Consider the following 23,935-nt stretch of genomic DNA (forward strand, 5'->3'; position numbering starts at 1 on the left):
CACCCATGTCTGACCTTCTCCTCATCCACGGATCCTGCCACGGGGCCTGGTGCTGGGACGCGGTGATCCCCGCGCTCTCCCGGCTTGGCGTCAGCGCCACCGCGATCGACCTGCCCGGCCGTGACGGCAGCCCCACCACGCTGGGCGACTACGCCCGCGCGATCCTTGCCGCCGCCAGCCCCGGCACCGTCCTTGTCGGCCATTCTGCCGGCGGCTACGCCATCACCGCCGCAGCCGAGGCAGCCCCCAGCCGCTTTGCCGGCCTGATCTACCTTTGCGCCTATCTGCCCGCCTCCGGCCAAAGCCTTGCCGACATGCGCCGCGCCGGGCCGTCGCAACCCCTGCTTCCCGCGATCCGCATGGGGCAGGACCGGATCAGCTTTACCGTCGATCCGGCACTTGCCGCGGCAGTCTTCTACCACGACTGCCTGCCCGAGGTCGCTGCCGCCGCCACCGCCCAGCTTTGCCCGCAACCGGTGACCCCGCAGGAAACCCCGCTTTGGCCCAAGGCCGCGCAGTCCCTCCCGCGGCACTACATCGTCTGCCAGCAGGACCGCGCCATCCCGCCCGAGTATCAGGCCCGGATGGCCCAGGCCCTGCCGCCAGAAGCGATGACATCCCTTGAGGCGAGCCACTCGCCCTTCCTGTCGATGCCAGATCAGCTTGCGGCCCGACTTGCAGAAATTCTGCACAAGATCCGCCATGGATCACCACATGAGGCCAAAGGTTGACAGTTTCGAACATCGGCCCGGCAAACAGCCGCCTTGCCCTCACCTTCATCCTGACGACTGTCACGCTGGATGCCATCGGCATCGGCCTGATCTTTCCGGTCATGCCCGATCTGATCCAAGAGGTGACAGGCCGCCCCCTTTCCGAGGCCGCGCTCTGGGGTGGCGTCCTCGCCGCCGCCTTTGCGGTCATGCAGTTTCTGTTCGGCCCGGTCATCGGCGCGCTGTCCGACCGCTTTGGTCGCAGGCCGGTGCTGCTTTTGTCGCTGGCCGTGATGGCGGCGGATTATCTGGTCATGGCGCTGGCCGGTTCGATCTGGCTTCTCCTTGCCGCACGCCTGGTCGCGGGGATCACGGCGGCAACCTTTGCCACGGCGGGGGCCTATATCGCCGACTTCACACCCCCAAACGAACGCGGCCGGCGCTTCGGGCTCATCGGAGCGGGCTTTGGGGTCGGCTTCGTCCTTGGCCCGCTGATCGGCGGGCTATTGGGAGCAATCGATTCCCGCGCACCCTTCTACGCGGCCGGGGCGCTTGCGCTGGCAAACATGGCGTTTGGCTATTTCGTCCTGCCCGAAACCGTGACCGACGCCACCCGCCGCCCTTTCGCCCTTGCCCGCGCCAACCCCCTTGGGGCGCTGCGTGCGCTTGACCGCCTGCCGGGCCTGCGCCTGATCCTTGCCACCTACCTCATCCTCGGTATCGCGATGAACGTCTACCCAACCGTCTGGGCCTATTTCGGTCAGGCCCGCTTTGGCTGGGACAGCACGATGGTTGGCGTCTCGCTTGCGATCTACGGGGTCTCCTTCGCCGTTGGTCAGGCAATGCTGGTCGGCCCCCTGATCCGCCGCTTTGGCGAGCACCGCGCCGCGCATTACGGGATGTGGGTCAACGTGGTCACCCTTGTCGGCCTCGGCCTCGTCGTCTCCCCCGTTCTGGCGCTGATGCTGACCCCGGTCACGGCCCTTGGCGGCGTTGTCACGCCTGCCTTGCAGGCCATCGCCTCCCGTGCGACGCCCGCCAATGCCCAGGGCGAGCTGCAAGGCGTCTTCGCCAGCTTGAACGCCATCGCCATGATCACCGCGCCCTTGATCATGACCACGACCTTCGCCACCTTCACCGGCCCGACCGCGCCTGTCTTCGCCCCCGGCGCGCCCTTCCTTCTTGCTGCAACCCTGATGCTTGCCTGCATTGCCCTTCATGTCCTCGGACACCGACTGCGACCAGTTCGGTCGCAATGAGGGATGCATGCCGCCCATTTTGTCCCTAACTTCCTCTCTGCGCAAATATCCCACGGGGGTGCGGGGGTGTGAAACCCCCGCCGCACCGACAGCCGGAAAGACCACGCCATGAAACTGAAGCACCTCGAAATCTTCATCGTCGCGCCGCCCTTTCCGGGTTGGGGCGGCCGCTACTGGATCTTCCCCAAGCTGACCACCGATACCGGGATCGTCGGCTACGGCGAATGCTACGCCTCCACCGTTGGCCCCAAGGCCATGCAGGCTGTCATCGAAGACGTGTTCGAACGCCACATGCTCGGCGAAAACCCCGAAAACATCGAACTGATGTTCCGCCGCGCCTACTCCTCCGGCTTCACCCAGCGGCCTGATCCCACCGTGATGGGCGCATTTTCCGGGCTGGAGATTGCGTGCTGGGACATCCTCGGCAAGGCCCGCAACCGCCCGGTCTGGGCGCTTCTGGGCGGCAAGATCAACGAGCGGATCCGCAGCTACACTTACCTCTACCCGGCGCCGGGACAGGAATCGGCCGAATTCTGGGTTGATCCCGACGCTGCCGCCGCCGCAGCCGTCCGCTTCATGAACGCGGGCTTCACCGCGGTGAAGTTTGACCCCGCCGGCCCCTATACCATTCGCGGCGGCCACGAACCCGCCATGTCCGACATCACCCGCAGCGTCGCCTTCTGCAAGGCGATCCGCGAAGCGGTGGGCGACCGGGTCGACCTTCTCTTCGGCACCCATGGCCAGTTCTCCACCCCCGGCGCCATCCGCATGGGCCGCGAGTTGGAACCCTACAACCCGCTCTGGTACGAAGAACCGATCCCGCCAGACAACTTCCTGGAGTTTGCCGAGGTCGCCAAATCCGTCCGCGTCCCCCTCGCCACTGGCGAACGCATGACGACCAAGGCCGAATTCGGCACCCTTCTCCGCGCCGGCGGCGTCAAGATCCTGCAACCGGCGCTGGGCCGGGTGGGCGGCATCTGGGAGGCCAAGAAGATCGCGGCCATGGCCGAGATCTTCAACGCCCAGATGGCCCCGCATCTTTACGCCGGTCCCGTCGAATGGGCGGCCAACGTTCACTTCGCCGCCTCGATCCCGAACCTTCTGATCGCTGAGACGATCGAAACCGGCGGTGCCTTCCACCTGAAGCTGATCAAGAACTCGATCAAATGGGAAGACGGCTACATCATCCCGCCCGACGCCCCCGGCCTTGGCATCGAGTTTGATGAAGACCTCGCCCGCGCGCATCCCTTCACCGGCACCGGGTTGCACCTTCAGATGCAAGAGGCACCTTGCGACTATCGCCACGGCAACCGCTTCGAAGGCGGCGCGCCGTCAGCGAAGACCTGACGGCAAGGCTGGCCGTGGCAACGCCGTCCGAATGGGCTCGATGCCCATGAGGACGGCGGCACTTTCGGGAAAGTGGCGGGCCCGGAAGGAATCGAACCCTCAACCTCGGACTTAGAAGGTCCTTGCTCTATCCAGTTGAGCTACGGGCCCGCGCGATGCCTCTTTTGCGGCAAGGCCAAAGGTCAGGCAAGTATCTTTGTCATGAAGACCGAATTCGGGTCGTCCCAATACCCCTCGAACGGCGGGCAGTCCACGAAGCCGGCCCGCGCATACAGGGCGCGGGCGGCGACAAAGGTGGGCTGCACGCCGGTCTCCAGGCTCAGCCTTGCAAACCCGTCCGCCCGGGCCTCGGCCAGCAGATGGTCCAGCATCGCCTTGGAAAGCCCGCGCCCCCGTGCCTCGACCAGCACATGCATCGACTTGATTTCGGCGTGACCCGCGTCAATCCGCTTGAACGCCCCCATCGCCAGGGCCGCACCGTCTTCGCGCAGCACGAAGAACCGGATACCGGGGGCCGCCAACGCGCCCTTGTCCATCATGTGAATCGATTCCGGCGGGGTGTCGGCGTGCATGTCTGCCGTGTGGCGCTGGAACAAAAGCTCCAGGTCGGGGGTCAACGGGTGTTCTTCGGTGATCAGGAACGCCATGTCAGTGGGTCCAGACACCCCTGCGGTCGGTTGCGAAGTTTTCGCCATAACCGCGTGGCCGGATAATCGCACGGCGCGGTTTCGGGTCTTGCACGTCCGCCTCGATGCCCTTTTCCGCCGCGTAGGCCAGCGCCGCCTCCCGGCTGTCAAAGCGCAAGCGAACCTGCGCCTGAGTGTCCGAGGAAGACGTCCAGCCCATCAGCGGGTCAACCTCGCGTTCAGAGGCCGGTGCAAATTCCAGCACCCATTGCTGGGTCTTGGCGGTCCCCGACTGCATGGCGGTTCTGGCTGGCTGATAGATACGAGCACGCATCGCAAAACTCCCGGCGTTTGGGACGTTATCGATAAGGTTTCGGTAAAGCGCAAGCACGACCTTCAGTCGCAAAAGACTGTCGGCTGATCTTGGGGTGTGGGTGGGGTGGGGTAAGACCAGCCGACAGCTTCAGTTGCTGCTTGCCCGACCAAGCTGCCCGAAGCGCCAGCAAAATGCAACCATAAGATGAATGAAGAGATTAAAAAACACCCAAGAATGAAATCTGCGGCTGTCTTCCGCAACCCGGTTCGCCATCGTCAGCCCTTCTGCACCAGCCGCAAGATCAAGTAGTGGTTGAACTTCCGGAACACTTCGGCCGAGCGCGTGGTTTCTGTCAGGCGCTGCATCAGGTTGCGCCGGCGCTTGCGCGACAGGAACAGCGCCACCAGCTTTGACAAGGCCCAATGGGCCGCAGGTTTGCTTTCATGGATCGCGTCACTGACCCGGGTCAGGCCGTGACCGATCACGTTGAACAAACCCTGCTCCAGATCGATCGAGGGGGCCACGGCGTCGGTAATCTCTTCCTCGGCCGCGACCGTGAAGTCAGACTCCGCCAGCGCGGCACGGAACGCTGCCAGCGGGTGTCCGCCCCCCGGCTGGGGTCCGTGGGCAGACCGGCTGCGGTAAGCGGCGCTGCGAAAGCAGTCGGCAATCAGCACCTGCCCCCCGGGGGCCAGCAGGCGGGCGCATTTCGGCAGGCTTTCGGCAAAGGGAATATACTGAAAACTTTCGGAAAACAGACACAGATCAAACGGCCCGGCTCCGGCAAAGTCTTCAAAGGTGCATTCATGAACCACCGCACCCGGCGCATTTTCCCGGCAGCGCGCCGCCAGAAACGCCGATGGTACCACGATCTCGACCTTGTGGCCCAGCGCGAGGAGTTTCTTCGCCGTCTCGCCCGCGCCGCCACCGATGTCCAGTATCCGCAGTGGCCCTTCCGGCAGGTAGCCGAACAGCTTGACCGTATAGGCATCCTGCGCCGTCCTCAGGTTGCCTGCCGTCACCTCAAGCCCGGTCCAAAGCCCGTAATGCAGGTTTTCCGCCCCGGTCAGCCAGCGGATGAACGCCAGCCCCACATCCAGCCCCACGGCCCGCGTGTCGATCTTGTCAGCCATCTTGCACCTCTTGGGCGCGAGCCTTAGCCGCTTCACCGCCTGTCGGCAACGGTTTCACCCCCCTTGGCGTGCCATCCGAAGGATCTGCGCTTGAATTGGAACAAAAACGGATCAAATCTAGCAGGCCGCGAGTCGCCCGCCGCGACGCCCAAGCCTTTCCCCAGTCTGGAAGCAGTCCGCGCCATGCCGCACAACAATTCCAACGCCATCGCTGAACGCCCCGACGTGCTGACCCGGCCCAAGCTGGAGGGCGGGCGCCGCTTCACCCTTTCAACCCCGTTTCAGCCCGCAGGCGACCAGCCGACCGCGATTGCCGAACTGACGGCGGGGGTGTTGGCAGGCGAACGCAATCAGGTGCTTTTGGGCGCGACCGGAACCGGCAAGACCTTCACCATGGCCAAGGTGATCGAACAGACCCAGCGCCCGGCCATCATCCTTGCACCGAACAAGACGCTTGCCGCGCAATTGTATGGGGAATTCAAGGGCTTCTTCCCTGATAACGCAGTGGAATACTTCGTCAGCTACTATGACTACTACCAGCCCGAGGCCTATGTGGCGCGGACCGATACCTATATCGAGAAGGAATCCCAGATCAACGAACAGATCGACCGGATGCGCCACTCGGCCACCCGGGCGCTTCTGGAACGTGACGACGTGATCATCGTGGCCTCGGTCTCCTGCATCTACGGCATCGGGTCGGTGGAAACCTATTCGGCCATGACGCAAGACCTTGTGGTCGGCCAGATGTATGACCAGCGCCGGGTGATCGCTGAACTGGTCGCCCAGCAATACAAACGGCTGGAGGCCTCGTTCCAGCGGGGTGCCTTCCGGGTGCGGGGCGACAGCCTGGAGGTCTGGCCCGCCCACCTTGAAGACCGCGCGTGGCGCTTTTCCTTCTTTGGCGAGGAACTGGAATCGATCACCGAATTCGACCCTCTGACCGGTGCCAAGACCGACAATTTCAAGCAGATCCGGCTTTACGCCAACAGCCACTACGTCACCCCGCGCCCCACGCTGGCGCAGGCGACCAAGGGCATCAAGGAAGAGCTTTTCCACCGCCTGAAACAGCTCACCGGCGAAGGGAAACTGCTGGAAGCCCAACGCCTTGAACAGCGCACCAACTTTGATCTTGAAATGCTTGAAGCCACCGGCGCCTGCGCCGGGATTGAAAACTACTCGCGCTATCTGACAGGCCGCGCGCCGGGCGAACCGCCGCCGACGCTGTTCGAATTCATCCCCGATAACGCCATCGTCTTCGCCGACGAATCCCATGTCTCGGTCCCCCAGATCGGCGGCATGTTCAAGGGTGACTTCCGCCGCAAGCTGACGCTGGCTGAACACGGGTTCCGCCTGCCCAGCTGCATGGACAACCGGCCCCTGAAGTTTGAAGAATGGGACGCGATGCGCCCGCAATCCGTCTTCGTCTCCGCCACCCCCGCGGCTTGGGAGATGGAACAGACCGGCGGCGTCTTCACTGAACAGGTCATCCGCCCCACCGGCCTGATCGACCCGCAGGTCGAAATCCGGCCGGTGGAAATGCAGGTCGACGACCTCCTGGACGAGATCCGCAAGGTCGCCGCCCGTGGCCTGCGCACCCTTGCCACGGTCCTGACCAAGCGCATGGCCGAGGATCTGACTGATTACCTGCACGAACAGGGCATCCGCGTGCGCTACATGCACAGCGACATCGACACGATCGAACGCATTGAAATCCTGCGGGATTTGCGGCTGGGGGCATTTGACGTGCTGGTCGGCATCAACCTTCTGCGCGAAGGTCTGGATATTCCCGAATGTGGTCTTGTGGCGATCCTGGACGCTGACAAGGAAGGCTTCCTGCGGTCTGAAACCAGCCTTATCCAGACCATCGGTCGCGCCGCCCGCAACTCGGAAGGCAGGGTGATCATGTATGCCGACCGGATGACCGGCAGCATGGAACGCGCCATCGGGGAAACCAACCGGCGCCGCGAAAAGCAGGTTGCCTACAACCTGAAACATGGCATCACCCCGGAGACCGTCAAGAAGAACGTCGAGGATGTTCTCTTTGGCCTCTGGGAAGGTGACACCGATCAGGCACGGATCACGACGAAGATTGACAAGCCCATGGTCGGCTCGAACCTCGCCGCGCATCTGGACGCGCTGCGGCTGGCCATGCGCAAGGCCGCCGAAAACCTCGAATTCGAGGAAGCCGCCCGCCTGCGCGATGAGGTGAAGCGGCTGGAAGCGGTGGAGCTTGCGGTGGCCGACGACCCCTTCGCCCGGCAAGAGGTGATCGAGGAGGCGGTTGAAGAGGCGGTGAAGATGGCTGGCCGGTCCACGGCGGGACGGGCGGGGCAGAGGGGTGGGAAGCGAAGCAGGGGGCGGGGACGCTAGCTGGCCGCCCTGGCGGTAGCTAATGGCGCAACCTCGGCCAGCCAGAACTCGCCAGTGTTGCGATAGCCGCCACGGATCAGGAACCCCGGTTCCTTCACTTCGGGATGTGCCTCGGCCCAGTCGCGGAAACGGTCATTGGTCACGATCCGCGCGCCAAACTCTCGCGCCGTCGTAAGCAGAAAGGGATCGGCTTGTGTCCCCTTGGGCACGACCATTACTTGCCGTGTCCCCAGATCCAATCGTCTCGCGAAATCGCCGTCATGCAGATAGCGGCCTTCCAGTTTCCAGCCCGCATTGGCATCGAAAACAACGCCGGGTACATAACCAAGCGACTTCAGAAACGCGACAGTCTCACGGACTGGTTGAAGCCGCGCCATATTGTCTTGCCAGTGCATGACATTGGACCCGTCAACCAGGATCCAGGTCTCGTCGGATCCCCTTGTTTGAGGTCGCAGGATGCGAAGCAGCAAAAAGACGGCGACCAGCGCCGCCGTCATCACGGCGATCCAGGCAAGGGCTTCGGCGCCCTGTCCAGAGAAGAGTGTCTTCAACATGCGCGCAAGCTATCGTGACGCAGGAAGATCTGCAAAGTCCTCTCATGCAAAACGCGCCCGATTCGCCCCAGATGATTAACTTACCACGATCTCCCCGTGCGTAGAGACGGAAGGAAGACGCGGGCAAGATAGAAAGAAGGCCCTTGGAATCCGCCTAACCCGTTGAAGTTAAAAGACTGCCGCAAGGGTGTTCAAAACACCCCCGTCACCTCATACATCACCGGCTCGAACCCTTTGCACAGCTCGTTGATCTTGCGGTTTCTTTCCCGCATTTCGGGCGTCCGCAGCATTGCCTGATAATCTTCGCGCGCGCGCCACTGGGAATAGTTGCAGACCCGCGTTCGGGCGTCATTCATGTGCAGCCCGGCCGCAATGAATCCCGGTTGCAGCCGGATGCAGTCGCGGTAGGCCACTTCCAGCGCTTCGATCAGATCAAAGGCCATCGCCGGCGTGGTCTCGAAGGTGGTGATGACGGTTTGTCCTTGGAAATCCTTGACAATCTTTGGCATGTCGTCCTCCCTGCCATGATCCATCATGCCACAGAATTGGGGAAGCTGGGATGAAACTTCTTGATCCGGACGACCCGTTCTTTGCAAGACCCTGGGTGCGCTGGGTGACGGTGCTGCTGCCCACCGGCTGGGGGCTGGCCGAGCTTTTCTGGATCGGCTCGCCGATGTGGGGGGTGCTGTTCCTTGCCGCCGGAGCCTACGCCGCCTGGGCTCTGCTTTTGAACCGCAAGGGCGATTAGCGCCCGTCCAGCCAGTCGGGTGGCGGCAGGCCAAGTGCATCCGGGTCGGCCAGATAGACGGCTGCAAGTGCAAGTGCTGCAACGACAATCACCGCAAAGGCGATCTTCCAGACCGACCACGGACGTTCGCCCTGCACCTCTCCGGTCTGGCCGTTAACCAGAAAGCGGTAACTCTTGCCGTTATACTTGTAGGCGGCCATCCAGACCGGCAACAGGATGTGCTTGAAGGTTTCATCCGACCAGCGCGTGTCGACGGAATGGATGCGCTGTTCATCGCCCCCGATGCTGCGGCGCACGTCGCTGCGGATCACATCGGCCATCCGGTCGCGGGCCGTGGCATGGCCGTCAGACAGCGGCACGGTATAGCCTTCCGCCTGAAAACCGGCAAGAAAATCAGGGCTGTAGGGAACAAGGGCGCCCAGATCCCACGGGGTCAGCTCATTGCCCAGCCGGGCGGGCAGGCTGGTCGATGCCATGACCAGCACATCGTCAAACACCCGCGCCACCCGACCCGAGGCCGGGTACCAGCGCGTGTGCCGGACCTGTTCCTGACGCTGTTCCGTCTTGCCGTTGACCCGGACAGTCACGGTGCGGGTCTCATAGTAATACTCGCCCCGCTCGCCGGAATAGCGGCTGGCGGTATCGGCGTCGAAGGTCCAGAACGGCACATAGATCCCGTTCATCGCCCGCCCCTTGCGGGCATATTCCAAAAGGGTGCCGGGCGCGAACCACAGGCTTCCCATCCAGGCGATCATCGCCTTGCGTGCCTCGGCTTCGGTCAGCGCGAAAGGCACCAGCGCCTGCGGCTTGATGTGGCGCCGGGTGCCGGTGTCCAGCACCACGGGCGTCGCGCAGAACGGACATTCGGTGGCATGGGTGGCGCCGGTGATCTCGACCGTCGCGCCGCAACCGGGGCATGAGGTGGTGCGGCTTTCCTCCATGTCCGAAACCGGAAGCTGGTCGCGCAATCCGCGCACCAGATCAAGCTCTTGCAAGGCCTTGGCGCGCGATGACGGGGTCTCGCGCGGGATGGCCTGGACATGGCCGCAATGGTCGCAGGTCAGGCTGGTCTGGCCCGGCGCATAGCGCAGTTGCGCCCCGCATTGCGCGCAGGGCCAGCGGTGTTCCTGTGCGGCCATGACGGGTGTCAGGGTTTCGGCGGTGGCGGGGGCAGGCTGTCAAGCAGGCGGACAAGGTCGGTCTCGGCCGCCATTTTCCAGCCGTCCTGCCCCGGGGTCCAGACCATCGAAGCGCGCGACAGCCGTCCGGCGGCGGCAAGGCCGGCCAGATCCGCCTCGGCGAAGGGTCCAGAGGTCGCGCCGTTCTCGGCCAGATGCCAGAGCTTCGCGGCAGGCACGGGCGGCGGGGCCGGCGGCGGCGGAGGTGCGGCCGGGCTGGCCCCCCACGGCCCCATGTTCTGCGCCATGCCCATTCCCATGCCGGCGCCCATCCCGGCCCCCATGGCCGCGCCCATTGCGGAGCCCGGCTGGCCCATCGCTTCGGCCGCGTTGTACTGCATGTATTTCTGAAGGTCGCCCGCCACCCCGATCGAGGTGCGCTTGTCCATCGCCTTTTCCACCTCTTCGGGCAGGCTGATGTTTTCAATGTAGAATTCCGGGATCAACAGTCCGTATTCCGCCACTTGCGGTGTGATGGCGTTGGCAATGATCTTGCCCAGATCGGCAGTGTTCGCGGCCATGTCGAGGACCGGGATTCCCGACTTTGCCAGCACCTGACTGACCTGCTGGACGATCACGTTGCGGATCTGGAAGCTGATCTCGTCGGCGGTGAACTCACCATCGGTGCCCACGACTTCCTGAATGAACTTGCCCGGATCGCTGACCCGCATCGAATAGGTGCCGAACGCCCGCAGCCGTACCGGGCCAAATTCCGGATCCCGCGCCATGATCGGGTTCTTGGTGCCCCATTTCTGGTCGTTGAACCGGGTAGTGTTGACGAAATAGACCTCTGACTTGAACGGCGACTGGAAGCCGTGATCCCAGTGCTGAAGCGTGGTCATGATCGGCATGTTGTTGGTCTCAAGCATGTAAAGACCGGGGCCGAAGACGTCAGCCAGCTGGCCCTCATGGATGAAGACCGCCGCCTGACCTTCCCGCACGGTCAGCTTGGCCCCCATCTTGATCGCCTGGCCATGCCGGTCAAAGCGCCAGACCATCGTGTCGCGGGTATCATCCAGCCAGCTGATGACGTCGATGAATTCGCCTTTGAGGAAATCGAAGACCATGGCTACCTCCGTGGGGCTGCAATCAACTGTCGCCGCCCATCAGGCGACGCGCAAGGGAATAGACGATGGGCCGCGCTTCCGACAGGGTCATCCCGGGGCGCAGCTCGCGGCTGTAAAGCATGCGCAGCATCAGCTCGTCCTTGTCGGTCAGCAGGGCAAATTCCTCATCGTCGTTGAAGATCGAGGGGCGCGCGCGCGGGCTGTCATTCGGCAGACCCAGCGCCTGGGCGATTTCCTCATGCATGCAGGACAGGCGTAAAAGATCGGGGTGTTCGGCACGGATGACAGCGAAGGCACGGGTATAGGCACCCGAGTTGCCTTCGGACAAGGCGTAGACAAGGCAATAGGTGCTGCGCGGCATGTTGGTGATACCGGCCACATCGTTTGGCCCAAGGCTGGGAATTGCGGCCCGGACCTTCGGACCAAGAGCTTCACGTTCGTCTTCGGATACGATGTGGATCAGGAAGTTCGGCGCCGTTTCGTCGATGGCGATCGGGTGACCGGTCACTTGCGACAACCGGGCAAGATAGCTTGCCACCCGCGCCCGGTCCGTGGTCTGACGGTCTGGCGGCACGCTGGCCCCAAATCGCAGGCCGACGCGGACCGAGACTTCCCAGCGGCGCAGGCGGCTTTCGGTTTCCTCGCGGACAAAGCCGCTGCTGCTCCGGCGGTATTCATCAAACAGCGCAATGCGCAGGAAGCTGTCGGCCAGCATCCGGTCGGTGAAGGGGATATTGGCCCCACTGTCGGTCCGTAAAAGGCCTTGGGCCAGCAGGGCCTTCTGCACCTGAGCGTAATAGGCAGCCGCCGTGGCGCTTTTTTCAGTCGGCACCGCTGGGGCGGGGGCCGTGGGGATTGCCGGTCCCGCGGGTGGGCCGCCCGGAATCGTGCAGGCCGTCAAGGCAAGGCAGGCGATTCCTGCCAGAAACGTCCTGAGTGTCCTGTGTCGGGCCATGCCGGTCTGCTGCGTCCTTGTTTTCTGGTCCGCTGGTCTTCAAGCGGGATTGGTTTGGCGCGCGCGGGCCGAGGCAAGCGTATCGCGCAACTCTGCCTCCATCTTGACCAGTTCCACCTCGGCCGCCGCCCGGCGGGCCTTGCCTTCGTCGGCAATCGCAAGGCTTTCGTTGATCGAGGCGATCAGCGTCGCGTTGGCGTTCTTCACCGTATCGATGTCGAAGACGCCGCGCTCCATTTCCTCGCGCACCACCCGGTTGGCCTGTTGCAGGTTCTCGGCATTGGCCTTCAGAAGTTCGTTCGTCAGATCATTCGCGTCACGCACCGCATCGGCCGCCTCCTTCGAGCGCTGGATGGTGACCGCCTGCGCCAATTGCGTTTCCCACAGCGGCACCGTGTTGACGAGGGTGGAGTTGATCTTGGTCACCAGCGACTTGTCATTTTCCTGTACCAGCCGGATCGACGGAAGCGACTGCATCGTGACCTGCCGGGTCAGTTTCAGATCATGCACCCGGCGTTCCAGATCATCGCGGGCAGCGCGGATGTCGCGCAATTCCTGCGCCCGGATCACCTGATCGGCTTCGGGCGCGGCGGCGACTTCGGCTTCCTTGGCGGGGATCACGGTCGCGTCCACATCGGCCAGCTTCGCCTCGCCCGCAGCGATGTAAAGGCCAAGCTCATTGTAGAAGTCGAGCGTCTTTTCATAAAGGATATCAAGGCTTTTGATGTCCTTGAGCAGGGTGTGTTCATGCGACAGAAGCTCGGAGGTGATCTTGTCGATCTGGCCCTGAACGTCTTCATATTGCGCCACGAATTCGGCGAAGGGCGCGGCCCGGCCGAGAAGTTTTTCCCACCAGCTTGCCTCGCGGCGCAGGTCAAGTTCATCGACCGCGAAGCCACGGATCGTGGTGACGATCTTGCGCAAGCTGTCGCCTGCCGGCCCCACATCCTTGTTCTTCACGTCCTGCAACATGGCCTGACTGATCACCTGCAATTCCGCCTGCGCGGCCGACCCGAAGGCGATGATCGACTGGGTATTCGACAGGTCCACCTCGGACATCCGCTGGCGGATCGCTTCGGCCTGCGGGGCGGGGGCTGCGTCCAGCGGCACGATCTCGGCCATGGGTTCGGGCAGGATCACGGCGGTCACCTTCTCGACTTCGGTCAGGAAGGCTTCGGCTTCGGCTTGGACGGTCGTGGACATGGGCAATCCCCTTTGGAAAACGTCAATGATCAAGCTTGAGACGGTCACGCAGCACGGCAATTTCGACATCCAGATCGCTGCGGTTGTTTGACAGGAAGGCGGTGGTCTTTCTGGCAAAGGTGGTTTCCAGATCGGTCAGCAGCGCCTCATAGTCGGTTCGTGCGGCGGCGTCGCGGCTTTGGGCGTAATGGTCGGCGAACTTCATCGTCGCGTCACGCGCGCCCATCAGGTAGACGGACATATACTTGCGCGCGGCGGTCAGATCGCCCGGATCGCCCTCGATCGTGCGAAACAGGGTGCGCGCGGCATTGGCAAAGCGGTCCACCCGGGCCTCCAGCTTGCGGTCGCCAGCGCGCAGGATTGCATCCTTCATCGCGGTCAGATGGGCTTCGCCTTCCTCCACCGCCTTGGCAACACGCCCGGTCTGGAAGGCATCGACCCCCGCCATCCCCTTGTCCGCCAGAGGATCAAGCCCGAAGGACATCAAATGCAGAGCCGCCCCGACCAGTGCGAAAAGCGCGGGATAGACCAGCCCGAGATCGGCTATCACGCCCCCCACGGCCAGCGAAGCACCGGTCAGGACTGCCCCGGCGATCTTGCGCGGAAAGGCCGGGCGGCGGGCCAGCTTGCGGGCGTCATAGGCGGCTTCGGCCTTCAACCCCTCGCGCGTTGCCCAGGAAGACAGCACCAGAAGCCCCCCGGCGGCAAAACCCAGGAGCATGTCACGTGGGCCGTCGCCAAAGGCGGGAAACAGGAACAGGAAGGCCGACAGGAACAGCACGTTGCACCGCCACAACCCCGCCGGACGCGGCGGGGCGACGGCTGCGGGCGTCTCTGCCGGGCGGTTGCCCGTCGGAGAGTATTTGCCGCCAAACCGTTCGGCCATCACGTTCCCCCGGACCAGGCCACATATGCAACAAGTGCCACCAGCAGCACAAACGACAGGGTCCGCAGTCCGGTTCCCGACATTCCCGCCCCCTTGCAACCATTCACGACGCCAACCTTAGCCGATGCCCCCCATCCATGCCAGCGGCGAGGAGGGGGAATAGGCGGCAAACTTCCCCTTTCGCGGAAGGCGGCTCAGCCCTTGCGCGGGGCAGGGGGGCGGGACCTGCCCGCACCGCCGCGCGGTGTTGTCGAGGGACGGGAAGGATCTGCCGCGTCGCGTTTCGGGCGCGCCGTTGCCTTCTGCCAGCTGTCCGACAGGGTTTTCAGTCCGGCACCGGGCTTCAGCGGGCGCTTGGGCGGCCGTGCCGTGGCATCGGCTTCAGGCTTGCCGGCCTTCCTGGGGGCAGGCTTCTGGGCGGCGGGCTTCTGGGCGGCCGGCTTGGAGCCGGTTTGCCTGGGGGCAAGTTTGGCGCCCGGGCGCGCGTCGCCGCGCGGGCCGGATCTTGTCGGACGCGGCGTCTCGACCTCGGTCTCGCCCGTCATCCCCAACTGTTCGCGCAAGACCTTGGGCCGCACCTCCTCGACCTGGCCCGGCTCAAGTTCATTCAGCCGGAAGGGGCCATAGGACACGCGAATCAATCGGTTCACCGTCACGCCGATATGGTCCATCGCCCGGCGGATCTCGCGGTTGCGGCCCTCGCGCAGGCCCACGGTCAGCCAGGCATTCGCGCCTTGGTGGCGGTCGATCTTGACCTCCATCGGCTGGAAGCGTTCGCCGTCGATGGTGATGCCCTTGCGCAGGGGTTCGATCTCGGGCTCGGTCGGGTTGCCCTTCACCCGCACCCGATACTTGCGCAGCCAGCCGGTTGACGGCAGTTCCAGCCGCCGTTTCAACGCGCCGTCATTGGTCAGCAGCAAGAGCCCTTCCGAGTTGAGGTCAAGCCGGCCCACCGACATCACGCGGGGCATGTCCTCGGGCAGGTGGTCAAAGACCGTGTCGCGGCCCTTTTCGTCCGAGGCCGAGGTGACCAGACCTTCGGGCTTGTAGTAAAGCCAGAGGCGGGCGGGTTCAGGCGCGCCCACGGGTTCGCCGCGCACGGTGATCTTGTCGGCCGCCGTCACGTTCAGCGCGGGCGAGGTGATGACCTTGCCGTTCACACTGACCTCACCAAGCTCGATCAGCCGTTCCGCCTCGCGCCGCGAGGCGATGCCGGCGCGCGACAGCACCTTGGCGATGCGTTCGCCCTCGGTCGTCTTCTCAGGCCCGGCGGGGGGCTTTCGGGGGGCTTTGGGCTTTTCTTTTCCGGCCATGGACTTCATCCTTCGGCACGGGGTGGCCAGCCCCGGGGGTTTTCCACCCCCGGACCCCCGAGGATATTTGAGGACAGATGAAAGAGCAACGCGAAGGGTTCCGGTCTTTCATGCAGGCCGCCCTGGACGAGGCGCGGGACGCGGCCTTGCGCGGCGAAGTGCCGGTCGGGGCGGTCATCGTGCGCGGCGGTCAGGTGGTGGCGCGGGCTGGCAACCGGACGCGGGAACTGGCTGACCCCACGGCCCATGCCGAGATGCTGGCGATCCGCGCGGCCTGTGCGGCGGCAGGGTCGGAACGGCTGACGGGCCATGACCTTTACGTCACGCTGGAGCCTTGCCCGATGTGCGCCGCCGCCATCAGCGCAGCACGGATCGACCGGCTTTACTACGGCGCGGCCGATCCGAAGTCGGGCGGGGTCTCGGTGGGCGCGCGGGTCTTCAGCCACCCGCAATGCCACCATGTGCCGCAGGTTTATGACGGCATTGCCGCAACCGAAGCCGAGGCAATGCTGAAGGCCTTCTTCGCCGAGCGCCGCTAGATCAGGATCGGGTCCAGCACGTCATGCTCGATCACTTCCACCCCCGGCGGCAATCCGGCCCGCAGCGCCGAGGCGTCCTGCGCAAGGATCGGGAAGGTCTTGTAGTGGCAGGGGATCACCCAGCGGAAGTTGAACCATTTCCGCGCGGCCCAGGCGGCGCGGTCCATGTCCATGGTGTAATGCCCGCCGCAGGACAGGATACCGATATCGGGCTGGTGGTATTCGGCCATCCAGCCCATGTCGGCCATTATGTCGGTATCGCCTGAAACATAGATCGTGTGGCCCTCGCCCGCGATCATGAACCCCGCAGCCGAGCCGCCCGGCATGAGGCCCTTGCCGGCAAAGTCGATACTGGCGGAATGGGCGGCGTTGACCATTGTCACTTTCGCGCCGCTCAGGGTCAGCGTGCCGCCCTTGCCGAAGCCCACTGTTTCAGCCAGGCCCTCGGCAGCGATCCATGTGGCAAGTTCATGGATGCAATGCACCTTGATCCCCAGTTTCCTGGCCAGTCGAGCGGCGTCAGCGGCATGGTCGCCATGCGCGTGGGTCAGAAGGATATGGGTTGCGCCGGAAACTGCCTCATCCTCGCGCGCGGCGGGGAACAGGGGGTTTCCGGTCAGCCAGGGGTCCACCAGCAGGACGGCGTTCTCGATTTCGATGCGAAAGCCGGAATGGCCAAGCCAGATGATTTTCATGGATGTTCTCCTTCGTTGACCGCGATACTGTAGCGGAAGGAGGTAACACTTCACCATGCAATGGATGCAAGCGGTTGATGGCTATTGTGAAAGGCTTGCTCCCGGGTTTGGGGCGGAGCCGTTCAACACATTGACAGGGCTTGCCTTTCTTGGTGTTGGGATCTTTGCATTCGTCCGCGGGCCAGAGGGGGATGATCGTCGTGCGGCGGCCGCTTTGGCGCTGGTGGGCATTGCGTCGGCGTCTCAGCACGGCTTCTCGGTGGTATTGACTGTCTGGGCCGATATCGCGGCGAACCTGATCTATCTTGTTCTGCTTGGCGTGCTGATATTGCGCCGCCTTGTCGGTGTCGGAGCCTTGGCCGCCGGTGTCGGGGCCTTCTGCGCCGTTGCCTTGGTGTTTCAGGTGTCCCAAAGCGGCGCGCTGCGGCAGGCTTTCGGGGTGGCGGCGGATATGTTCTTCATCCTGATGCTGGTTCTCTTCGGCGCGGCGCTGGCGCTGCGTGCGCGCGATCCCGCAACCGCCAGCCGTATCGCGCTGTCTGCGGCCGTGCTTGCGGCGGGTCTGCCGTTCCGGTTTCTCGATCCTGCGCTTTGCGGCGTCTGGCCCTTCGGCACGCATGGGATCTGGCACCTGATCAACGCCACTTCGGCTGCGCTTCTTCTGTCGGCCCTTGCCCGACTCTCCGCAGATCGCTCCACAGATCGCCCAAGCGACCGCCCCCCCGCGCTTGCGGAGTAACGGGAGGGGCGCTAAACGGCTGTTCGATCCCGCGAAGGAGAGCGCCATGGCCATTGACATCGACACCGCCCGAAAGGTGGCAAAGCTGGCCCGGATACGGGTCGAGGAAGCCGATCTTCCGGCGCTGGCCGGAAAGCTGTCCGGCATCCTTGGTTTCATGGAACAGCTGAACGAGGTTGACGTATCCGGCGTCGAACCGATGACGTCGGTCACACCGATGCGGCTGAAGCGGCGCGCGGATGTGGTGACGGATGGCGATATCCAGGCGCAGATCCTGAAGAACGCTCCCGATGCGCGGGAAGGCTTCTTTGCAGTGCCGAAGGTGGTGGAATGAGTGCGAACCAGTGGACCATCGCCGCAGCCCGAGACGCCTTGCGCAAGGGCGAGATTTCGGCCGTCGATCTGACCATGTCCTGCCTGACGGCGATTGACGCGGGCGATGCGTTGAACGCCTTTGTTCACAAGACCCCGGAACTAGCGCTGGAACAGGCGCGGGCGGCTGATGCGCGGATCGGCTCGGGCAACGCCCCGGCGATGTGCGGGATTCCCCTGGGGATCAAGGATCTGTTCTGCACCAGGAGCGTGCCGTCGCAGGCCGCGTCGAACATCCTGAAAGGCTTCAAGCCCGAGTATGAATCGACCGTCACCTCCAAGCTGTTCGATGCGGGTGCGGTGATGCTGGGCAAGTTGAACATGGATGAGTTTGCCATGGGCTCGTCGAACGAAACCTCATGCTACGGCAATGCGGTGAACCCTTGGCGGCGGCAGGGGTCAAACGTCCAGTTGACGCCCGGCGGGTCTTCCGGGGGGTCGGCCTCGGCTGTTGCGGCGGACCTGTGCCTTGCGGCGACTGGCACCGATACCGGCGGATCGATCCGCCAGCCTGCGGCCTTTACCGGGATTGTGGGCATCAAGCCGACCTATGGCCGGGTCAGCCGCTGGGGCGTGGTCGCCTTTGCCTCGTCGCTGGATCAGGCCGGACCGATGACCAAGACGGTCCGCGATGCGGCGATCATGCTTCAGGCGATGTCCGGGCATGATGCGAAGGATTCCACCAGCGCCGATATTCCGGTGCCGGATTTCGAAGCCGCGCTGACCGGCGATATCCGGGGGCAGGTGATCGGCATCCCGCGCGAATACCGCATGGACGGCATGCCTGCCGAGATTGAGGCGCTTTGGCAAAAAGGCATCGAGATGCTGAAGGACGCCGGCGCCGAGGTCCGCGACATCAGCCTGCCGCATACCAGATACGCTCTGCCAGCCTATTACGTCATCGCCCCGGCCGAGGCGTCGTCAAACCTCGCCCGCTATGACGGGGTGCGCTACGGGCATCGGGCGAAGCTGTCCGCGGGCGATGGCATCACCGAGATGTATGAAAAGACCCGCGCCGAAGGCTTCGGGCCCGAAGTCCAGCGCCGGATCATGGTTGGCACCTATGTCCTCAGCGCGGGTTTCTATGACGCCTATTACAACCGCGCCCGCAAGGTCCGCGCCCTGATCAAGCGCGACTTTGAAACGGTGTTTGCCGATGGCGTGGACGCGATTCTCACGCCCGCCACGCCGTCAGCCGCCTTTGGTCTGGGCGAAATGTCCGAGGCGGACCCGATCCAGATGTATCTGAATGACGTGTTCACCGTGACGGTCAATCTTGCCGGCCTGCCCGGAATTGCGGTCCCGGTGGGGCTGGATGCACAGGGTCTGCCGCTGGGTCTGCAACTGATCGGGCGGCCATGGGAAGAGGCCTCTTTGCTCAATCACGCGCATGTTTTGGAGAGTCGCGCGGGGTTTGTGGCCAAAGCCGAAAAATGGTGGTAATGGGCGGAAAACAATCCTGTTGAGGCAGCAATGACCCGTTTTTCCTTCGGCTCCGCCAGTTGTGCGGCTCTTGCTGCACTTGCCTTGGTCGCCTGCACGCCAGCCGCCCAGGATACCGGCGGCGCAGGTGTCGGATTTCAGGACTATAACAGCTACATCCGCGGCGCGCGCCCCGCGCCAGCCGTGACGGGCGGCCCGGTGGTGATATCGCCGCCCTCGGCAAGCTTCGATCCTGCGGCTGCCGCTGCCGCGATTGACCGCGCCGAAGGTGTAGTCCCGGTTGCAAGCCCGCTTGCCTCGGCCCAGCCTTCGCTTGCCCAGCCGCCGCTCGCCCAGCCTGCACCTTTGCCGCCGCAGGCTGACAGCTCTAGCCGCCCGCGTGGCGGCGCACCTGCCGGTATCCGCGAAGAATCCGGGGAAGTTGCGGGAAGTGCAGGCATTTCGGACGAGCAGGATTTCAACGCCGTGGCCTCGCGGGAATCGATTGAAAGCGATGCTCAGCGGATCGCGCAAAACCGGGCCGAATACGTGATCGTGCAGCCGAAAGACCTGCCACAGCGCCCCGGAGATACCGGCCCGAACATCGTGGAGTTCGCGCTGGCCACCAAACATGCGCCAGGCGTGCAGCTTTACAAACGCGGCGGCTTGTCGATCCGTGACCCGAACGCCGCCTGCGGAAAATATGCCTCGCCGGATCAGGCGCAGCAGGATTTCCTTGCCAAGGGCGGGCCGGAACGTGACCGGATGGGCGTTGACCCCGATGGCGACGGCTTTGCCTGTTCATGGGATCCGCGTCCGTTCCGCACCGCCTTGCAGTGACGCTGACGCACCCGTCCCCGAATTTCGGCGAACGGCGGGGCGGGCAGCGGCCTGAACTTGTGGTCCTGCACTACACCGCAATGGCTAGCTGCGCCGAGGCGCTGGAGCGCCTTTGTGATCCTGTTGCCGAGGTGTCGGCACATTATCTGATCGATTGCGATGGCACGGTCTTGTCACTGGTTGCCGAAGAGTTCCGCGCCTGGCACGCGGGGGCGGGCGTCTGGGGTGGCCGGGGGGATGTGAACTCCCGCTCTATCGGGATCGAACTTGCCAACCCGGGGGCGCAGCCATTTTCCGCGCGACAGATGGCGGCGTTGGAAGCCCTGTTGCGGGGTATTCTGTCGCGCTGGTCGCTGCCGCCGCACGCGGTGATCGGTCACAGCGACATGGCCCCTGACCGCAAGGCCGATCCTGGCCCGCGCTTTGACTGGCGCCGCCTTGCCTTGGCTGGGCTGTCGGTCTGGCCCGAACCGGCGGAACCGGGTGACCTTGCCGCCGATCTGGTGGCCTTCGGCTACCCCGATCTGCCGATGGAAACGCTGCTTGCCGCCTTCCGTCTGCGCTTCCGCCCTTGGGCCACTGGCCCGCTTGACGCAACCGACCGCGCTCTTGCCTCCGACCTTGCCCGCCGCTTTCCAGTTGACGTGATCACGCCACAGGCATAATCCGGCGCGGCGCGGAGGGCTGGATGGCCGCGGGCGGCAACGTCCGAGGAAAGTCCGGACTCCAGTTGACAAGGGTGCCGGGTAATCCCCGGCGGGGGCAACCCCAGGGAAAGCGCCACAGAGAAGAGACTTCCCTTGTTCGCAAGGGTAAAGGTGAAACGGTGGGGTAAGAGCCCACCGCGGGACTGGCAACAGGACCGGCACGGCAAGCCCCACCCGGAGCAATGCCAAATAGGGGCCTCGCGCGGGGCTGGTCCCGGGCCGCAAGGCTTGGGATACCGCCGCAGGGACGCCAACGCCCGAGAGGCCCGGGTTGGCAGCTTGACCGCCGTGGCAACACGGTTGGCAGAGGAATGGTCATCCAGGGGCGCAAGCCCTGGACAAAATCCGGCTTACAGGCCCTCCGCGCATCCTTGGCCTCTCACGAACTTTGCGGCGTCATTCACCGTCGCCCCCGCGCCGCCCCCCGGCGCCGCCGCCTGCGATTGACGCCGGTCAATGTCGCAAGATCCGCGCGCAATCATGATGCAGCCATGATCGGCTCACCTGCGGCCGCTCGTCTGTTCACAGGAGTCGTGACCATGAGAAAATTGCTGATGATTTCCCTCATCACGACCGCGATGGGATCAACCGCCTTCGCTCAGGGCCAGCCCGGAGGCGGGTGGTGGGACGGCTGGGGCAATGGTCCCGGCAATGGCTGGTGGTCAGGCGGTCCGGGCATGATGGCACCCGGCTATGGCGGCGGTCCCGGCTGGGGGGGTGGTCCCGGAACCGGTCCTGGATGGGGTTTCCCGGGTTGGGGGCAAGGCATGATGCCCCCTGGAATGGGGATGGGTATGGGCAGCATGGGTATGGGCATGCCCGCGATGGACGCTGATCAGGATGGCGTGATTTCTGCCGAGGAAGCCGCCGCACATGCCGAAGTCATGTTCGTAGCCATGGATGCAGATCAAGATGGCGTTCTTGTAGCCGAGGAAATCGGCGGTGGCCGGATGGACATGATGCGCCGGATGAACCCGGCACGGTCCGCCGCCATGCAGGAACGGCACGCCGCGCGATTTGCGGCAATGGATGCAGATGGGGACGGCAAGGTCACGATGATCGAATTCCTGGCTGCGGAAAAGGCACAGTATGACGCTGCCGATACCGATGGCGATGGCAAGGTCACCCCTTGGGAGTTGCGCGGCCAGATGTGGAAATGATATCGCGCATTTGCGGTTGACTCTGCCGGGCAGGCCGATAAAAGGCGGGCTTCAAGGATTTCACCGGGAACCTTTGGGTTTGCCGATGCAGGAGAAACGACCATGGCGAAGCCGGCCACTATCAAGATCCGCCTGAACTCCACTGCGGGGACCGGCCACTTCTACGTCACCAAGAAGAACGCCCGCACGATGACCGAAAAGATGGTCGTCAAGAAGTATGATCCCGTCAAGCGGGAGCATGTCGAATACAAGGAAGGCAAGATCAAGTAAGATCTGCCGCCTGTGTCAGACTGAAAAACCGCGCCCCATTCGGGCGCGGTTTTGTTTGTTTGTGCAGACTGGTGCCTTGACGGTATCCGAACATGCCGGATGCCGCTGGCGCATGGCTGGCCCGGTCAGGTGGCTGCGGCGTAGCTGGTGAAGACCGAACTGCCGCCATCGCGGTGCAAAAGCACCACGTCATACGCCTCACGCTCGGCCTCTGGACCCATGCCGGGGGAGCCGTAGGGCATGCCCGGCACCGAAAGGCCAATCGCATCCGGTTGCTCTGCCAGCGGGCGGAGGATGTCGGCGGCGGGGACATGGCCCTCGATCACATAGCCCGCGATGGTGGCTGTGTGGCACGAGGCAAGGTTGGCCGGCACCCCCATCTCCAACTTGTAGGCGGCAAGGCTTTCGATATCACGTTCCTCGATCGTGGCGGCAAAACCTTCGGCGGTCAGATGTGCCACCCAGGCCCCGCAGCACCCGCAGTCGGGGTCTTTGACGACATGTATCGCAGGCACCTCGGCGCGCGCCGGAAGGGCCAGCATGGCGGCGGCGCTGGCGATCAGCGTCCGGCGGGAAAGGATGACAGGCATGATAACCCCCATTGCAGGCTTTACCGCAGCATAGCGCAGACTGCGTCTGGCGACAGCCGCACCGGGACCATTCCCGATCACGCTTCTGCGACGAAAAAACCCGGCCAGAGAGGCTCTGGCCGGGTTGCGTCTGGTGCTTTGGGCAGGTGCGATTATTCGCGGTTGCCCATGAATTGCAGCAGGAACATGAACATGTTGATGAAGTCGAGGTAGAGGTTCAGCGCGCCCATGATGGCAGCCTTGCCAAGCCATTCCTGATCCATCGCCTGCGCATGCTGGATGTAGTCGTTCTTGATCTTCTGCGTGTCATAGGCCGTCAGACCGGCGAAGATCAGCAGACCGATGACAGAGATCGCGAAAGCCAGCATTCCCGAGCCGAGGAAGATGTTCACGATCATCGCGACGATCAGGCCGATCAGGCCCATCATCAGGAAGGTTCCCATCCCCGACAGGTCACGCTTGGTGACATAGCCGTAAAGCGACAGGCCCGCAAAGGCGATGGCCGTGATCAGGAAGGTCTGGGCGATGGATACGCCGGTAAAGACCTTGAAGATCCAGGCCAGCGACAGGCCCATCACCGCCGCGAAGGCATAGAAGAACAGCTGCGCGCCAGCCGCCGACAGCTTGTTGATCATCGCACCAAAGGCGAAAACCATCGCCAGCGGGGCAAACATCACCACCCAGCCCAGGATATTCGGGCGCATCGTCATCGGGTCACGGAAGATCGACATCAGCGCGTCGGACGTACCGACAGACCATGCCACACCGGCCGTTACCAGCATTGCTACGGACATCAGCCCGTAGACCTTGTTCATATGGGCGCGAAGCCCTTCGTCGATCTGCGCGCGGGCGCCGACGCCTACGCTGCGGATCGTTTCATATTGAGCCATAGAAGCCTCCGATGTTGTCCCTAAGGGCAACGCCGGGGGAACCGGC

The 23,935-nt window shown here is 63.9% G+C and carries 27 protein-coding genes, 1 tRNA gene and 1 other RNA gene; 14 read left to right on the forward strand and 15 right to left on the reverse strand.

Annotation, left to right across the window (positions count from 1 at the left end; genetic code table 11):
* Positions 1-5 precede the first annotated feature (5 nt).
* From QUV21_RS12955 to QUV21_RS12965, 3 genes are all read left to right on the forward strand, one after another.
* Positions 6-731 (forward strand): alpha/beta fold hydrolase, encoded by a 726-nt coding sequence (locus tag QUV21_RS12955; RefSeq protein ID WP_300855499.1) that lies wholly within the window; start codon positions 6-8, stop codon positions 729-731.
* Positions 728-1,969: a TCR/Tet family MFS transporter gene (locus tag QUV21_RS12960; protein WP_300855501.1), complete on the forward strand. Its 1,242-nt coding sequence runs from the start codon at positions 728-730 to the stop codon at positions 1,967-1,969. The genes QUV21_RS12955 and QUV21_RS12960 overlap by 4 nt, the downstream gene beginning before the upstream one ends.
* 108 nt (positions 1,970-2,077) lie before the next feature.
* Entirely contained in the window at positions 2,078-3,316 is a 1,239-nt protein-coding gene (locus QUV21_RS12965) for a mandelate racemase/muconate lactonizing enzyme family protein (RefSeq protein ID WP_300855503.1), read from the forward strand.
* A gap of 73 nt (positions 3,317-3,389) precedes the next feature.
* Here QUV21_RS12965 and QUV21_RS12970 read toward each other — a convergent pair.
* The 4 genes from QUV21_RS12970 to QUV21_RS12985 all read right to left on the reverse strand — a co-directional run bounded on the left by QUV21_RS12970 (position 3,390) and on the right by QUV21_RS12985 (position 5,391).
* Positions 3,390-3,466, reverse strand: a tRNA-Arg gene (locus QUV21_RS12970).
* Between the two features lie 32 nt (positions 3,467-3,498).
* Positions 3,499-3,963: a GNAT family N-acetyltransferase gene (locus tag QUV21_RS12975; protein WP_300855505.1), complete on the reverse strand. Its 465-nt coding sequence runs from the start codon at positions 3,961-3,963 to the stop codon at positions 3,499-3,501.
* A 1-nt stretch (position 3,964) separates the two neighbouring features.
* Positions 3,965-4,276: an ETC complex I subunit gene (locus QUV21_RS12980; protein ID WP_300855507.1), complete on the reverse strand. Its 312-nt coding sequence runs from the start codon at positions 4,274-4,276 to the stop codon at positions 3,965-3,967.
* 257 nt (positions 4,277-4,533) lie between these two features.
* Positions 4,534-5,391: a methyltransferase domain-containing protein gene (locus QUV21_RS12985; protein WP_300855509.1), complete on the reverse strand. Its 858-nt coding sequence runs from the start codon at positions 5,389-5,391 to the stop codon at positions 4,534-4,536.
* A 183-nt stretch (positions 5,392-5,574) separates the two neighbouring features.
* Here QUV21_RS12985 and uvrB point away from each other — a divergent pair, with 183 nt between their 5' ends.
* Positions 5,575-7,761: an excinuclease ABC subunit UvrB gene (uvrB, locus tag QUV21_RS12990; protein WP_300855511.1), complete on the forward strand. Its 2,187-nt coding sequence runs from the start codon at positions 5,575-5,577 to the stop codon at positions 7,759-7,761.
* On the opposite strand, the gene QUV21_RS12995 is transcribed toward uvrB, so the two are convergent.
* Complete coding sequence (locus QUV21_RS12995; RefSeq protein ID WP_300855513.1) at positions 7,758-8,315, reverse strand: hypothetical protein; 558 nt, start codon at positions 8,313-8,315, stop codon at positions 7,758-7,760. The genes uvrB and QUV21_RS12995 overlap by 4 nt on opposite strands.
* A gap of 191 nt (positions 8,316-8,506) precedes the next feature.
* On the reverse strand, positions 8,507-8,824 hold the full coding sequence (locus QUV21_RS13000; RefSeq protein WP_300855515.1) for an antibiotic biosynthesis monooxygenase family protein: 318 nt from the start codon (positions 8,822-8,824) through the stop codon (positions 8,507-8,509).
* A 50-nt stretch (positions 8,825-8,874) separates the two neighbouring features.
* On the opposite strand from QUV21_RS13000, the gene QUV21_RS13005 reads away from it, so the two are divergent.
* Entirely contained in the window at positions 8,875-9,063 is a 189-nt protein-coding gene (locus QUV21_RS13005; protein WP_300855517.1) for a hypothetical protein, read from the forward strand.
* On the opposite strand, the gene QUV21_RS13010 is transcribed toward QUV21_RS13005, so the two are convergent.
* The 6 genes from QUV21_RS13010 to QUV21_RS13035 form a co-directional block, all read right to left on the reverse strand.
* Complete coding sequence (locus QUV21_RS13010) at positions 9,060-10,202, reverse strand: primosomal protein N' (replication factor Y) - superfamily II helicase (RefSeq protein ID WP_300855519.1); 1,143 nt, start codon at positions 10,200-10,202, stop codon at positions 9,060-9,062. The two genes, QUV21_RS13005 and QUV21_RS13010, sit on opposite strands and share 4 nt — an antisense overlap.
* A gap of 8 nt (positions 10,203-10,210) precedes the next feature.
* Complete coding sequence (locus QUV21_RS13015; protein ID WP_300855521.1) at positions 10,211-11,308, reverse strand: SPFH domain-containing protein; 1,098 nt, start codon at positions 11,306-11,308, stop codon at positions 10,211-10,213.
* Positions 11,309-11,330: 22 nt separating this feature from the next.
* Positions 11,331-12,263 carry a DUF2927 domain-containing protein gene (locus QUV21_RS13020; RefSeq protein WP_300855523.1) on the reverse strand — a complete coding sequence of 311 codons (933 nt, stop codon included), beginning with the start codon at positions 12,261-12,263 and terminating at the stop codon, positions 11,331-11,333.
* Positions 12,264-12,302: 39 nt separating this feature from the next.
* Complete coding sequence (locus tag QUV21_RS13025) at positions 12,303-13,466, reverse strand: toxic anion resistance protein (RefSeq protein ID WP_300855525.1); 1,164 nt, start codon at positions 13,464-13,466, stop codon at positions 12,303-12,305.
* 22 nt (positions 13,467-13,488) lie between these two features.
* Positions 13,489-14,352 (reverse strand): 5-bromo-4-chloroindolyl phosphate hydrolysis family protein, encoded by an 864-nt coding sequence (locus QUV21_RS13030; protein ID WP_300855527.1) that lies wholly within the window; start codon positions 14,350-14,352, stop codon positions 13,489-13,491.
* Between the two features lie 194 nt (positions 14,353-14,546).
* Positions 14,547-15,665, reverse strand: a complete 1,119-nt coding sequence (locus QUV21_RS13035) for a pseudouridine synthase (protein WP_300855529.1) — start codon at positions 15,663-15,665, stop codon at positions 14,547-14,549.
* Between the two features lie 77 nt (positions 15,666-15,742).
* Here QUV21_RS13035 and QUV21_RS13040 point away from each other — a divergent pair, with 77 nt between their 5' ends.
* A complete protein-coding gene (locus QUV21_RS13040; protein ID WP_300855531.1) occupies positions 15,743-16,204 on the forward strand; it encodes a nucleoside deaminase in 462 nt (153 codons plus the stop codon).
* Here QUV21_RS13040 and QUV21_RS13045 read toward each other — a convergent pair.
* A complete protein-coding gene (locus tag QUV21_RS13045) occupies positions 16,201-16,899 on the reverse strand; it encodes a metal-dependent hydrolase (RefSeq protein WP_300855534.1) in 699 nt (232 codons plus the stop codon). The genes QUV21_RS13040 and QUV21_RS13045 overlap by 4 nt on opposite strands.
* 130 nt (positions 16,900-17,029) lie before the next feature.
* Here QUV21_RS13045 and QUV21_RS13050 point away from each other — a divergent pair, with 130 nt between their 5' ends.
* The 8 genes from QUV21_RS13050 (at position 17,030) to rpmG (ending at position 22,409) form a co-directional block, all read left to right on the forward strand.
* Entirely contained in the window at positions 17,030-17,638 is a 609-nt protein-coding gene (locus QUV21_RS13050) for a hypothetical protein (protein ID WP_300855536.1), read from the forward strand.
* Positions 17,639-17,684: 46 nt separating this feature from the next.
* Positions 17,685-17,972, forward strand: a complete 288-nt coding sequence (gatC, locus tag QUV21_RS13055) for an Asp-tRNA(Asn)/Glu-tRNA(Gln) amidotransferase subunit GatC (RefSeq protein WP_300855537.1) — start codon at positions 17,685-17,687, stop codon at positions 17,970-17,972.
* Positions 17,969-19,453: an Asp-tRNA(Asn)/Glu-tRNA(Gln) amidotransferase subunit GatA gene (gene gatA / locus QUV21_RS13060; protein WP_300855538.1), complete on the forward strand. Its 1,485-nt coding sequence runs from the start codon at positions 17,969-17,971 to the stop codon at positions 19,451-19,453. Before gatC ends, gatA begins: the two co-directional genes overlap by 4 nt.
* 30 nt (positions 19,454-19,483) lie before the next feature.
* Positions 19,484-20,272 (forward strand): hypothetical protein, encoded by a 789-nt coding sequence (locus QUV21_RS13065; RefSeq protein ID WP_300855539.1) that lies wholly within the window; start codon positions 19,484-19,486, stop codon positions 20,270-20,272.
* Positions 20,236-20,937 (forward strand): N-acetylmuramoyl-L-alanine amidase, encoded by a 702-nt coding sequence (locus QUV21_RS13070; RefSeq protein WP_300855541.1) that lies wholly within the window; start codon positions 20,236-20,238, stop codon positions 20,935-20,937. Before QUV21_RS13065 ends, QUV21_RS13070 begins: the two co-directional genes overlap by 37 nt.
* A gap of 11 nt (positions 20,938-20,948) precedes the next feature.
* Positions 20,949-21,348: RNase P RNA component class A (gene rnpB, locus QUV21_RS13075), an RNA gene on the forward strand.
* A 170-nt stretch (positions 21,349-21,518) separates the two neighbouring features.
* Positions 21,519-22,139, forward strand: coding sequence for a hypothetical protein (locus tag QUV21_RS13080; protein ID WP_300855542.1), 621 nt, complete (start codon positions 21,519-21,521; stop codon positions 22,137-22,139).
* A gap of 102 nt (positions 22,140-22,241) precedes the next feature.
* Complete coding sequence (gene rpmG, locus QUV21_RS13085; protein WP_008027883.1) at positions 22,242-22,409, forward strand: 50S ribosomal protein L33; 168 nt, start codon at positions 22,242-22,244, stop codon at positions 22,407-22,409.
* A 125-nt stretch (positions 22,410-22,534) separates the two neighbouring features.
* Here rpmG and QUV21_RS13090 read toward each other — a convergent pair whose 3' ends face one another.
* Together QUV21_RS13090 and QUV21_RS13095 are read right to left on the reverse strand one after the other, a co-directional pair.
* On the reverse strand, positions 22,535-22,999 hold the full coding sequence (locus tag QUV21_RS13090; RefSeq protein WP_300855545.1) for a DUF411 domain-containing protein: 465 nt from the start codon (positions 22,997-22,999) through the stop codon (positions 22,535-22,537).
* A 152-nt stretch (positions 23,000-23,151) separates the two neighbouring features.
* Positions 23,152-23,889, reverse strand: a complete 738-nt coding sequence (locus QUV21_RS13095; RefSeq protein WP_300855547.1) for a Bax inhibitor-1/YccA family protein — start codon at positions 23,887-23,889, stop codon at positions 23,152-23,154.
* Positions 23,890-23,935 lie beyond the last annotated feature (46 nt).

It is taken from the genome of Tabrizicola sp., from assembly GCF_030373185.1.
GTDB lineage: Bacteria > Pseudomonadota > Alphaproteobacteria > Rhodobacterales > Rhodobacteraceae > Tabrizicola.

Coding starts and splice junctions, on each gene's coding strand:
- QUV21_RS12955 (WP_300855499.1), top strand. CDS start 6: ATGTCTGACCTTCTCCTCATCCACGGATCCTGCCACGGGGCCTGGTGC.
- QUV21_RS12965 (WP_300855503.1), top strand. CDS start 2,078: ATGAAACTGAAGCACCTCGAAATCTTCATCGTCGCGCCGCCCTTTCCG.
- QUV21_RS12975 (WP_300855505.1), bottom strand. CDS start 3,963: ATGGCGTTCCTGATCACCGAAGAACACCCGTTGACCCCCGACCTGGAG.
- QUV21_RS12980 (WP_300855507.1), bottom strand. CDS start 4,276: ATGCGTGCTCGTATCTATCAGCCAGCCAGAACCGCCATGCAGTCGGGG.
- QUV21_RS12985 (WP_300855509.1), bottom strand. CDS start 5,391: ATGGCTGACAAGATCGACACGCGGGCCGTGGGGCTGGATGTGGGGCTG.
- uvrB (WP_300855511.1), top strand. CDS start 5,575: ATGCCGCACAACAATTCCAACGCCATCGCTGAACGCCCCGACGTGCTG.
- QUV21_RS12995 (WP_300855513.1), bottom strand. CDS start 8,315: ATGTTGAAGACACTCTTCTCTGGACAGGGCGCCGAAGCCCTTGCCTGG.
- QUV21_RS13000 (WP_300855515.1), bottom strand. CDS start 8,824: ATGCCAAAGATTGTCAAGGATTTCCAAGGACAAACCGTCATCACCACC.
- QUV21_RS13005 (WP_300855517.1), top strand. CDS start 8,875: ATGAAACTTCTTGATCCGGACGACCCGTTCTTTGCAAGACCCTGGGTG.
- QUV21_RS13010 (WP_300855519.1), bottom strand. CDS start 10,202: ATGGCCGCACAGGAACACCGCTGGCCCTGCGCGCAATGCGGGGCGCAA.
- QUV21_RS13015 (WP_300855521.1), bottom strand. CDS start 11,308: ATGGTCTTCGATTTCCTCAAAGGCGAATTCATCGACGTCATCAGCTGG.
- QUV21_RS13020 (WP_300855523.1), bottom strand. CDS start 12,263: ATGGCCCGACACAGGACACTCAGGACGTTTCTGGCAGGAATCGCCTGC.
- QUV21_RS13025 (WP_300855525.1), bottom strand. CDS start 13,466: ATGTCCACGACCGTCCAAGCCGAAGCCGAAGCCTTCCTGACCGAAGTC.
- QUV21_RS13030 (WP_300855527.1), bottom strand. CDS start 14,352: ATGGCCGAACGGTTTGGCGGCAAATACTCTCCGACGGGCAACCGCCCG.
- QUV21_RS13035 (WP_300855529.1), bottom strand. CDS start 15,665: ATGGCCGGAAAAGAAAAGCCCAAAGCCCCCCGAAAGCCCCCCGCCGGG.
- QUV21_RS13040 (WP_300855531.1), top strand. CDS start 15,743: ATGAAAGAGCAACGCGAAGGGTTCCGGTCTTTCATGCAGGCCGCCCTG.
- QUV21_RS13045 (WP_300855534.1), bottom strand. CDS start 16,899: ATGAAAATCATCTGGCTTGGCCATTCCGGCTTTCGCATCGAAATCGAG.
- gatC (WP_300855537.1), top strand. CDS start 17,685: ATGGCCATTGACATCGACACCGCCCGAAAGGTGGCAAAGCTGGCCCGG.
- gatA (WP_300855538.1), top strand. CDS start 17,969: ATGAGTGCGAACCAGTGGACCATCGCCGCAGCCCGAGACGCCTTGCGC.
- QUV21_RS13065 (WP_300855539.1), top strand. CDS start 19,484: ATGACCCGTTTTTCCTTCGGCTCCGCCAGTTGTGCGGCTCTTGCTGCA.
- QUV21_RS13070 (WP_300855541.1), top strand. CDS start 20,236: ATGGGATCCGCGTCCGTTCCGCACCGCCTTGCAGTGACGCTGACGCAC.
- QUV21_RS13080 (WP_300855542.1), top strand. CDS start 21,519: ATGAGAAAATTGCTGATGATTTCCCTCATCACGACCGCGATGGGATCA.
- rpmG (WP_008027883.1), top strand. CDS start 22,242: ATGGCGAAGCCGGCCACTATCAAGATCCGCCTGAACTCCACTGCGGGG.
- QUV21_RS13090 (WP_300855545.1), bottom strand. CDS start 22,999: ATGCCTGTCATCCTTTCCCGCCGGACGCTGATCGCCAGCGCCGCCGCC.
- QUV21_RS13095 (WP_300855547.1), bottom strand. CDS start 23,889: ATGGCTCAATATGAAACGATCCGCAGCGTAGGCGTCGGCGCCCGCGCG.